This is a genomic window from Streptomyces sp. NPDC015171 (genome assembly GCF_043079545.1).
GTDB lineage: Bacteria > Actinomycetota > Actinomycetes > Streptomycetales > Streptomycetaceae > Streptomyces.
Map to the genome: position 1 here is coordinate 1 of NZ_JBIBUO010000041.1, position 8442 is coordinate 8442.

Annotated in this window: 9 protein-coding genes and 2 pseudogenes; 4 read left to right on the top strand and 7 right to left on the bottom strand. The window is 70.2% G+C overall.

From position 1 onward, the window contains the following. Window positions 1-89: 89 nt before the first annotated feature. The 3 genes from ACF073_RS41215 to ACF073_RS41225 all read right to left on the bottom strand — a co-directional run bounded on the left by ACF073_RS41215 (window position 90) and on the right by ACF073_RS41225 (window position 2534). Window positions 90-857 (bottom strand): SDR family NAD(P)-dependent oxidoreductase, encoded by a 768-nt coding sequence (locus tag ACF073_RS41215; protein WP_392076697.1) that lies wholly within the window; start codon window positions 855-857, stop codon window positions 90-92. A 106-nt stretch (window positions 858-963) separates the two neighbouring features. Continuing rightward, window positions 964-1914: an NAD(P)H-binding protein gene (locus tag ACF073_RS41220; protein ID WP_392076698.1), complete on the bottom strand. Its 951-nt coding sequence runs from the start codon at window positions 1912-1914 to the stop codon at window positions 964-966. Beyond that, entirely contained in the window at window positions 1911-2534 is a 624-nt protein-coding gene (locus tag ACF073_RS41225) for a ScbR family autoregulator-binding transcription factor (protein ID WP_392076699.1), read from the bottom strand. The genes ACF073_RS41220 and ACF073_RS41225 overlap by 4 nt, the downstream gene beginning before the upstream one ends. A 259-nt stretch (window positions 2535-2793) precedes the next feature. On the opposite strand from ACF073_RS41225, the gene ACF073_RS41230 reads away from it, so the two are divergent. Then, entirely contained in the window at window positions 2794-3237 is a 444-nt protein-coding gene (locus ACF073_RS41230; protein WP_392076705.1) for an AfsA-related hotdog domain-containing protein, read from the top strand. A 121-nt stretch (window positions 3238-3358) separates the two neighbouring features. On the opposite strand, the gene ACF073_RS41235 is transcribed toward ACF073_RS41230, so the two are convergent. The 3 genes from ACF073_RS41235 to ACF073_RS41245 all read right to left on the bottom strand — a co-directional run bounded on the left by ACF073_RS41235 (window position 3359) and on the right by ACF073_RS41245 (window position 4919). Next, window positions 3359-3631 carry a hypothetical protein gene (locus ACF073_RS41235; RefSeq protein ID WP_392076700.1) on the bottom strand — a complete coding sequence of 91 codons (273 nt, stop codon included), beginning with the start codon at window positions 3629-3631 and terminating at the stop codon, window positions 3359-3361. Beyond that, entirely contained in the window at window positions 3631-3864 is a 234-nt protein-coding gene (locus ACF073_RS41240) for a hypothetical protein (protein WP_392076701.1), read from the bottom strand. The genes ACF073_RS41235 and ACF073_RS41240 overlap by 1 nt, the downstream gene beginning before the upstream one ends. 230 nt (window positions 3865-4094) lie before the next feature. Beyond that, window positions 4095-4919, bottom strand: coding sequence for an NAD(P)H-binding protein (locus tag ACF073_RS41245; protein ID WP_392076702.1), 825 nt, complete (start codon window positions 4917-4919; stop codon window positions 4095-4097). Between the two features lie 62 nt (window positions 4920-4981). On the opposite strand from ACF073_RS41245, the gene ACF073_RS41250 reads away from it, so the two are divergent. The 3 genes and pseudogenes from ACF073_RS41250 to ACF073_RS41260 all read left to right on the top strand — a co-directional run. After that, the gene (locus ACF073_RS41250; protein WP_392076703.1) at window positions 4982-5635 is read left to right on the top strand and encodes an IS5 family transposase; all 654 of its coding nucleotides are present in this window, start codon (window positions 4982-4984) and stop codon (window positions 5633-5635) included. Window positions 5636-5913: 278 nt separating this feature from the next. Next, a complete protein-coding gene (locus ACF073_RS41255; RefSeq protein WP_392076704.1) occupies window positions 5914-7092 on the top strand; it encodes a Cmx/CmrA family chloramphenicol efflux MFS transporter in 1179 nt (392 codons plus the stop codon). Continuing rightward, window positions 7089-7220 (top strand): annotated as a pseudogene (locus ACF073_RS41260) (IS481 family transposase); the annotation flags it as partial. The gene ACF073_RS41255 and the pseudogene ACF073_RS41260, both read left to right, overlap by 4 nt. A gap of 680 nt (window positions 7221-7900) precedes the next feature. Here the strand turns inward: ACF073_RS41260 and ACF073_RS41265 are convergent. Beyond that, window positions 7901-8119: pseudogene (locus ACF073_RS41265) on the bottom strand (GNAT family N-acetyltransferase); the annotation flags it as partial. Window positions 8120-8442 lie beyond the last annotated feature (323 nt).

Sequence of the window (8442 nt, forward strand, 5' to 3'; positions counted from 1 at the left end):
CCGGACGAACTCCCACTCGGCATCCGACAGTTCATGACGACGTATCACGCCACCATGATCCACCAGGCAAGATCATTTGAAGACACTGCCTAGCGAGCCGTCCATCCCCCGTCGACCGCGATGACTGCGCCGGTGGTGAACGAGGACCGGTCCGAGCAGAGCCACGCGGCCGTCTGGGCGATCTCGACGGGATTGGCCATGCGGTGCTGCATCGCGCGCTCGGTGAACGGGCGGAGCAGCGCGGGGGTCTCGGTGAGCACCTGGTCCATCAGTTCGCTTCGGGTGCTGCCGACGGCAAGGGTGTTGACGCGGATGTGCTGGTCCGCGTACTCGTCGGCCGCGGCCTTGGTCAGACCGATGACGGCGTGTTTGGCCGCGATGTAGGGGGCACTGGCGCCGGTGGCGCGCAGCCCGGCGACACTGGAGGTGTTCACGATGGACCCGCCCCCGTGGTCGAGCATCGCAGCGATCTCCGCGCGCATCGCGTGCCACACGCCCCGGGCGTTGACATCCATGATCCGGTCGTACTCCGCGTCGTCCATCAGGTGCATCGGTGTCCCGGTGGACGTCCACCCCGCGTTGTTGAACGCGGCATCGAGCCGGCCATAGGTCCGCAGCGCCGTGTCCACGGCTGCCCGCACGTCCCCCGCCCGGGTCACGTCCGCCACTACGGCCGTGGCCCGTCCGCCGGCGGCGCTGATAGCGGCCTCCAGCTTCAGCAGGCGTTCCTCACGGCGGGCAGCCAGGACGACGGCGGCCCCCTCCTGGGCGAAGAGCTCTGCGGCCGCCGCACCAATGCCGCTGCTCGCTCCGGTGATCAGCACGGTCTTGCCGTATAGCAGGCCCTCTGCGGGCATGGCCCCTCCCTGTGGATGCCGTAGCGCGCTCGTCCGGCGGCGCGGCCCCGGAGATCCTGGCCCGGAGGAAAGGGGTCCGGCAAGCCGCGCACTGGTGTTTTCCTGCCTACCCGCACCGGATCCGCGGTGTTCCGGCCACGCCGCCCTGCGCCGGGCACGGCTCCGCGGAGCGTGGCGGCCGCCGTTCGCCCTCGAAGCGGCTCTTGTGACGTGTGGCCCACTGGGCGAAGGTGGTGGCCGGCCTCCCGGTCAGCCGCTCGACCGTGTCTGTGACGTCCGCCTTGGCACCGGCAAGTTGACGCTCGGCGCTCGCGAGGAGCGCGTCGGCCATCACGGATGAGTACCTCCGTGCGTGGGTGAGGTGGGCCTCCTCGCGGGACAGCTCTCGGCAGGTGAGGGGACGCCCGAGCACCTCGGCCAGGACTGCCGACTGTTCGTGGGCCGACAGTGCCTGCGGACCGGTGACCTGGTAGGAGTGGGAGTGGTGCCGGGCGTCGCCCAGAACACGTGCCGACACCTCCGCGACGTCCTCGGGCGCGATGCACGCGTTGCGGCTGTGCGGGTGTATCGCGTGGGTGGTGCCGCTGCTGCGGATGCTCGGCGCCCAGGCCAGGGCGTGCGACATGAATGAGCGCGGCTGGATCATGGTCCAGGGGATGCCGCTCGACTTGATCCGGTCCTCGTTGGTGCGCTGCCACTCGGTGATCAGGTCGTGCGCCGCACCGTCGCGTACCGCCGCGGCGGACAGCTTGACGATGTGACCCACCGACACCTCGACGGCCGCCCGCACGATGTTGCGATCGTGTTCGGGCCGGGCGGGGTCGTTGGTGACGACGAACAGGGCGTCGGCGCCGCGGAAGGCGTTGGCGATGCTCGCCATGTCGTCGTAGTCGCAGGCGAGGTGACGGATATCGGGCCACCGCAGGGTGCGGCGGGGCGTACGACTGGTCAGGGTGAGGCGGTGGTGGGGCGCAAGGTGCCTCACCATGAGCGAACCGATCTGCCCGGTGGCCCCGGTGAGGACGATGTGCCGGGGCCGGGCCGTCGTCGCGGTCACCTTGTGGGGACGCGTGTGGGGCCCACGTGGATGGCGTGCAGGACGCCTGCGGAGGCGACACTGGGCAACAGCAGGTCCCACATGTCGCAGACGCGTTCCATGAGGTCGGCCCGCCTGGTCGCGAGGTGCGAGTAGAGCTGCATGCCGGTGCAGGCGCCGACGACGAAGCGGGCCAGCTGGTCGGTGTCGACGCCGTCACGGATTTCGCCGCTGGACCGGGCCACCTCCAGGTGCCCGCGCATCAGTTTCCGCCAGTCCTCGAAGGACGTGGCGTCGTTCATGCCGTGACTGCCCTGTTCGGTGGCCAGACGCACTCCGGCACGAAGGACCGGATCGCGTTTCATCCGGTCCGCCCACACCAGGGTGATGTCCACCATGCGCTGTAACCCGGTGGACGCGAGGTGGGGCTCTATCGTCGTCGGCTGAGCGTTCATCAGCGCTTCGGCCAGTCCTTGTTTGGAGCCGAAGTGGAAGTAGAGGGCGCCGAGGGTGAGTCCCGCCCGTTGCACGATCTGGGAGACGGACGCCTTCTCGTAGCCCGTCTCGTCGAAGACCTCAGCCGCCGCCAGCAGAATCTTCTGGCGTGTGCGGGCAGCCTGTTCCGCCTTGGCAGTCGGCACTCGGGATCACTCCTAGGCACACATAGATAGCGTAATTTATGTTTACCGTATCGCTGTTGAGCAGGCCAGACACAGGGGATGCGTCGGCACGTCCCGGTTACGCGGTTACGGGAAGGGCAGACCACGACTCGTCGAAAAGGTTCCCCGGGAGCTCGGCCATAAGGAGGCGGCCGCCGAGGTGCTCCGCACTGGCTGGACCGTGCCGCCCCCTCCCCCGCTGCCGCCCCGCAACGGTCGGACACGCACGCCCGGGAACGTGGTGCTCGCCGCGACGGAACGTGCGGGACGCTGGCAGCTCCGCATCGAACAGGACCACCCGGTGCTGTTCGGCCACCCCGTCGACCACGCCCCCGGCATGCTCCTTCTGGAAGCGCTCCGCCAGGCCGCGCACGGTTCACCCTGCCCCGGGCACGGTGGTGCCCCGGATGTCCGTCTCGGGCCTGGGCTGGGCGGAGTTGGACGCCCCCGCCTGGGTGTCCGTCACACCCCTGCACCGCAACGCGCTGTGTGCCGTCGTCGAACAGGACGGCAGGACCTGTCTCAGCGGCAAGGTGGTCATCGGGACCGAACCGGCCGTCCGGACCCTCGGACGGCCGTCCCCGGTGCCCTCCCGGGGGTGGGCCGTCGACGTCCACCTGCCCGGCAGCCGGTGTCAGGTGATCCCTGGGAGGCCCCCGTCCGGGTACCCGAGCGACCCAGGTGACGCACGTGCCGGTGTGTGTTCCCCGCGTCCGTGGAGGAGACGCCCTCCATGTCCTCGGTCCAGAACGCGCGGCCCGACACCGCCTCCGGCGCCTTCAACGCGGAAGGGCGGTGGGCGGCTGCTACACCTCGACGAAGGCGACGACGACCACGGTCTTCAGCGCGGTCACCCAGTACACGAGTCGGACGCGTTCGACGTCGTCGACGTACTGGCGCAGCCGCGGGCCGCTGCTGTCGCGGGGCAGGAGTTCGCCGGCCTCGAGGTCGACGGAGATGACGACCAGGGCGCGGTCCAGTGCGTGCAGCTCGGCTTCGCTGGTGATGGCGTCCAGCTGCTTGACGGCGGAGTCGGAGAACGCGATCCGGGCGCGGCGCGGGCCGTGCGGTGGGGGCATCAGGCGACGGCCGGGCGCTGAGCGGCGAGCCGGGCGAGGTGGGCCTCGCGCAGCTCCTCCCACGGGGTGCAGTTCTCGACCGAGGGCAGGCCGTTGGCGGCGATGTCCTCAAGGACGGCGGCGAGCTGGTCGGCGCTCTCACGGGTACGGGCCGCGTACGCGCGCAGCCCGTCGGCGGCGTCGGGCTCCAGTTGCTGCCGGGCGTTGTCGGCGAGGGCCGGCTTCTCGCTCATCGAGGGCCTCCAGAACGCGAACGAGCTTGTGTCACCACGGTATAGGCCGCACGGCGGCCGTGGGGCCGCTCTGCTCACTCAGGCCGGGACGGGCGGCCGCGGCTCCCTCCGCCTTGCGGCACCAGCGTTCGCGCGCACGGCTCGCCGGGGCCGGGAACGGCGCAGGTGCACTCCGGGTCGCACACCGTGACGTACATATGCGGTGGAGTCCCGGAGTTGTCGTGGCCGAACTAGGGATGCGGGGCGAGAACGGCGGCGATGGCCTCGTCGAGGGTGGTGGCCGGGCGGCCGAGAACCCGCGGCAGATCGCCGGTCTGCTGCTCCAGAGCGCCGCTCCGGACCTGTTCCTCCAGCCAGCCCTGGGCGCCGGGCGCGCGGCCGGCGCGGTCCCGGCGCACGACGGGCCTGCCTCCGAGACGGCTGAGTGCGCCGGCGAGGTCCTCGTAGGTCCACACGCTGCCGGTGAAGTCGTAGGCGCGGCCGAGGTGGCCGTCCTCGGTCAGGACACGGGCCGCGGCCTCGGCGAGGTCACGGCGCAGGGCGGTGTTGATGCCGCGTCCGCCGGTGCCGTCGGCCAGCTCGCCCGAAGCGACGGCATCGCGCAGGTCCGGGCTGAGGAACGCCTCGCTGTAAAAGGGGTGACGCAGCAGTGTGTGGGGCAGCCCGCTCGCCGCCAGGTGGCGTTCGGTGGCGTGATGAGCCGCGGTGACCCCGTCGGCCTGGGTGCCGGCTCCCAGGAAACTGGTGTAGATGATCGAGCCGACCCCCACATCGCGGGCCGCGTCGACGGCCGCCCGGTGTTGGGCGGCACGCCGGGCGGGGTCCAGCTCGGGGGAAGAGATCAGCAGCAGCCGGTCGGCGCCCTCGAACGCCATACGCAGCGTCTCCGGCACGTCGTAGTCACCTGTACGGACCGTCACCCCGCGGGCGGCGAGAGCCGCGGCCTTGCCAGGGTCGCGCACCGCGGCTGTGACACGGTCGGCGGAGCACCGTTCCAGCAGCCGGTCGACGACCAGCCGGCCGAAAGCTCCCGAAGCGGCCGACACGACAATCATGCACAACTCCCCTACCGCGAGGCGACCGCCGTCGGCACAGCGGTTCGAACCACCCGCTTCACATGTCCGGCTCACCTTCGGCGAACAGCGAACCGCGCGTCAAAGCCTTTTTACGGGCCGGCTCCCAACGGCTACGTCCGTCTACGTCCCGGGCGCACGGGCGACCAGCGGCTCGGCGAGCAGCAGGGCGTCCTGACTGCCGGGGTGGGCGTCGGCCAGGGCGTTTCTCTCGGATCATCGGATCGTTGGTCAGGCGTGCCCCGTCGAGTGACGCCCAATGGGCGCGGATTGAGCCGCTGCTACCGGACCGGACGCCGAAACGCGGCGGCCGGTGGCGTGATCACCGGCAGGTGATCGACGGCATTGCGTGGAAGTTCCAGACCGGCTCCCAGTGGGTGCACCTGCCTGAGCAGTACGGCTCGTGGAAGGGTGTCTGCACCAGGCTACGGAACCGGGCTGTCGACGGCACCTGGGAGCGCGTCTTCACCGGTCTGCTCGCCCAGGCCGACGGGGAGGAAGACCTGGGCTGGGTCGTCGCGGTGGACTCCACCGTCGTGCGTGCTCACCACCATGCTGCCGGCGCCCGCAAAAAGGGGCCGCAGTCGGCGAACCGGACGATCATGCACTTAAGCCGAGGAAGTCTCCACCATCCAGTCCCCTCACGCGGCAACGGGCCCCGATCCTACGGTCCATGGCTTGCCCGACGTGATCCATAAGAGAAGCCCTAGGTGTTGCGGGACATGACGTTGGTGGCATCGGTCGATGCCGGTGAAACCGGGGTGCCTCGGCGGGCGTCGGTCGGGTAGCGTGCGGGGCATGTCGAGTCCTGAGTCAGACAGGGTGGGGGCTTTCGGTCACGCCGTCAGCCCCTGAACCACTGAGCTCGCAGCCTGTCGTCGCGCCGCGTTCTGCGGTCGGGCGACGTGCGCCTTGGGGGCTGGCCGCGGTGACGAGATGACCTTCTCGTGCCTCTCCTCACCTCGGAGCCCACTCGATGCCTCTCCCGTTGTACCTGCTTGCCCTGGCGGTCTTCGCCATGGGCACCTCGGAGTTCATGCTCGCCGGCCTCCTGCCGGACATCGCCTCAGGCCTCGGCGTCACCGTCGGGGCAGCGGGCACGCTCACCTCGGCATACGCGACCGGCATGATCGTCGGCGCCCCGCTCATGGCCGCGCTTGCCCGGAAGCGGCCCGGACGGTCGAGCCTGCTCGGGTTCGTCCTCGTGTTCCTGTCAGCCCACGTCCTGGGCGCCGCCACCGCGAACTTCGCGGTCCTGTTCGCGACCCGGGTGGTCGCGGCGCTCGCGAACGCCGGGTTCCTCGCCGTCGCTCTGACGACCGCCGCCACGCTGGTCCCTGCCGACCGGAAGGGGCGCGCGCTCGCCGTGCTGCTGTCGGGCACCACGGTGGCCATGGTCGCCGGCGTCCCCGGGGGATCGGTGCTCGGTACCCTCCTCGGCTGGCGGGCCACGTTCTGGGCCGTCGCCGCGCTCTGCCTGCCCGCAGCCGTCGGCATCCTCGCCGGCATCCCGGCGCGTCGTGGACAGAAGGTCACGGCTGAGGGGCCGACCCTGCGAGCGGAACTCGCACAGCTCGGGAGTCGGCGGTTGCTCGTGGTCGTGCTGCTCGGCGCGCTGGTGAATGCGGCGACCTTCGCCGGCATCACGTTCCTCGCCCCGGTCGTGACCAGCACCGCCGGGCTGGGCGAGCTGTGGATCTCTGTCGTCCTGGTGCTCTTCGGCGCCGGTTCCTTCGTCGGCGTCACCGTCGCCGGACGGCTGTCCGATCAGCGACCCGGCCTGATCCTCGCCGTCGGCGGCCCGCTGCTGCTCATCGGCTGGCCCGCCATGGCGGTGCTGGCTGACCGGCCGGTCGCACTGCTCGTCCTCGTGTTCGTCCAGGGTGCGCTGTCGTTCGCGCTGGGCAGCACCCTGATCACACGGATCCTCTACGAGGCGGCCGGGGCCCCCACGATGGCCGGCTCCTACGCGACCGCGGCACTCAACATCGGTGCCGCCGCTGGACCGCTCATCGCCGCAACCACCCTGACCACTGCGGTCGGGGACCTCGGGCCGCTGTGGGTGAGCGGGCTTCTCGTCGCGGTCGCGCTGCTCATCGCGTTCCCCTTGCGCACAGTAGTCGTGGCCGGCCGGGGCAGCGAGGTGCTCCGGTGACGCATGCGAACGCCCCGTTGACCGTCGAGGGACGCCGCAGGCCCGTCGAGCGCTGCCGCACCCGTCCGATTGCTCACGTCGCCGCCGAGACCAGCGTCTCCCGCGCCTGCCTGTCCAAGTGGGAAAATGGCGGCGGCCCCCGTGGACCGAAGCGTCCTGCCCGACACGCCCCCGACACGCCGGGCGGGGTGCCAACGCTGACCGCCTGCGCGACATCGTCGGCGCCCGAGGGGAAGGGCGGTATGCCCCGATCGCAGGTCAGTCGCCGGAACCGGACCCCTGGGCCAGGGAGCCCGAGACGTTCGCCGCCGGGTGGATGTCTTTCAGCAGGCCGCCGTCTCCGAAGCTCTGTCCCTCATAGGTGCCCCTCATAAGTGCATTGAACGAGGCGGCCACGATGGCCACCATTGAGCAAGATGGATCCTTCGCGGATCACGCCCACAGCGTTCGTACCGCGGCTCTCGGTCTTCTGCGTGAGGCGTTCGAGGCCCTCTAGTTGCTTCACCATGGCCGCGTCGTCGGCCTTCTCCAGAGGGCAGGCAGCGGCCCCGCAGACAGGAGGAGCAGGGTTCCACTGCTGGGCCTGCGGGGCCGGTGTATGTCTCACGTACCCGGCGGTGCGTCCGATAAGCCCGATCCCTCCGAACCGCTCGGCGGGTTACGCGTTTGGGGCCCGGCCGTATCCGGCCGAGCCCCAACCCTTACGCCTGTGGCGCGCTGACCGCGCTAGCCCCAGGTCGGGCATGAGTTCTGCGGGCGGCGGAACTCATGCCCGACCCGAGGCGCAGTCGGTTCTCGTTCTCGTGCACAGAGCCTCCGGCCAGTCCCCGGTGAAGTTCCGGATGAAGGGCAGGCGCGACTTCTCCATGACGCGGCGGGACCGGGGGTTGACGGCCATCGTGTTCGCTGTAACCCGCTCGACCTCCAGATCCGTGAACCCCTTGTGGATCAGGGCCCGGGAATCTTCGGTGGCGTAGCCGAGTCCCCATGCTGCCTGGTTCAACCGGTAGCCGAGTTCGACCACGGCGGTCGGGATGGCGGCGGCGAGCAGAGTGCTCGCCCCGGTGCGGGGGCGCCGTAGACGCGGACGTCTCATCACATCCGTGTGTCCAGGCGAATCGGTTCGTCATTCCGCGCAGGGGTGACGTTCAGTCAGATGGGCTGCAACATCAGCGCCAGCCGTTGTCGCACCGCATGAGTTGTTGCTGCGGTGCGTGGGGGACAGGGCTGGGGGAACCCTGCATGGCGGCACGCGGCACTTGCATATGCCCCTGACCTGCTGAAAGAAACACATATTTTATATGCTTGTAGGTGTGATGTAAGGGCATGCGGTGGCCAGGAGGTTGATAA